We start from the raw sequence: 1,077 nt of genomic DNA on the forward strand, positions 1-1,077 counted from the left end.
GGTGAGAGTGGGGAAACGGGGGATTGCGGCGTGGCCGGGTTCTAGCGTGGGGCGAGGCAGTGCTGCCCGGTTCGCGACCGCATGAGGAGTGTTCCTGTGTCATCGCCCTTTGATCCCCAGCACGCTTCCGTCGGTGATGTGGGCGCGGCGCTCCTGCTGGTGGACTCGCGGCTGAAGAGCGTGCGCGACGGCGGGTCCGGGTCGGATCCCGAACAGCGGGCGTTGACGCAGCAGTTCATCGCGTCGCTGGGTCCCGAGGGGGCGAACGACGTGCTGGAGGGCACGTGCACGCTCATCTACACGTTCATGGCCTGGCTGCGGCTGGCGCACGAGGACCACGGCGAGGACGTGATCGAGTGTGTGGTGCCGAACCTCGTGGCGTCGTTGCGGATGATGCCGAAGAGCGTGCGTCCGGAGGCCGTTCCGATGATGGCCGGCCTGGTCGTCGCGGCGGCGGTCGGGCTGAGCCCGAACCTGTGGCGGGAGCAGTACGGGGAGTGGACCGAGGCGGAGATGACCCCCCTCGAGGCGACGACCTTCCTGCTCGCGGAGCACATCAACCGCATGACCGACGACCCGGACTTCGCCGTCCGGCTGGTCAGCGAAGCCCTTTCGGGCGTCGACGAGGGCTGACGCCGCGCGGAGCTCAGTGGCCGGTGAGGTGGAAGGTCAGGGACCAGGTCGCGGCCGTCCGGGCTTCGAGTGTCATCTCGCCTCGCGCGGCGCGGAACGTGCCGGTGCCGCCGGTGATCGCGTTCGACACCCGGGCGGGGGTCGGGATCCCCCGCTGCTCGCCCTGGACCGAGATCTGTCCGCCGTCGAGGACCGCGGTGAGCGTGCAGGGACCGGCGTTGCGTTCGAGGTCGGCGATGACGCAGAAACCGCTGAAGCGGCCGACGACCCGGTCCGGGTCCCGGGTCTTGGACAGGTTGCCGCTGAAGACGAACTGGTCGCCGACGCTGCGGCCGGGCGCTCCCAGGTCCAGTTCCTCGCCGACCAGCAGGTGCGCCTCCAGACGGAGGGTGCGGCCCTTGCCGGAGGAGGACTGCTTCTCGGGCTTCTCGGTCTGTGGCGTGG

General features: G+C 70.1%; 2 protein-coding genes. One reads left to right on the forward strand and one right to left on the reverse strand.

All coding sequences use genetic code 11. The features are described from left to right. The first annotated feature begins 96 nt into the window (after nucleotides 1-96). On the forward strand, nucleotides 97-633 hold the full coding sequence (locus GL263_RS27110) for a hypothetical protein (RefSeq protein ID WP_182858371.1): 537 nt from the start codon (nucleotides 97-99) through the stop codon (nucleotides 631-633). Nucleotides 634-646: 13 nt separating this feature from the next. Here the strand turns inward: GL263_RS27110 and GL263_RS27115 are convergent. Continuing rightward, the coding region (locus GL263_RS27115) for a dirigent protein (protein WP_182858372.1) at nucleotides 647-1,077 on the reverse strand (431 nt) is incomplete at its 5' end.

Source organism: Streptomyces durbertensis (assembly GCF_014156695.1).
In the GTDB taxonomy this organism is placed as follows: Bacteria; Actinomycetota; Actinomycetes; order Streptomycetales; family Streptomycetaceae; genus Streptomyces; species Streptomyces durbertensis.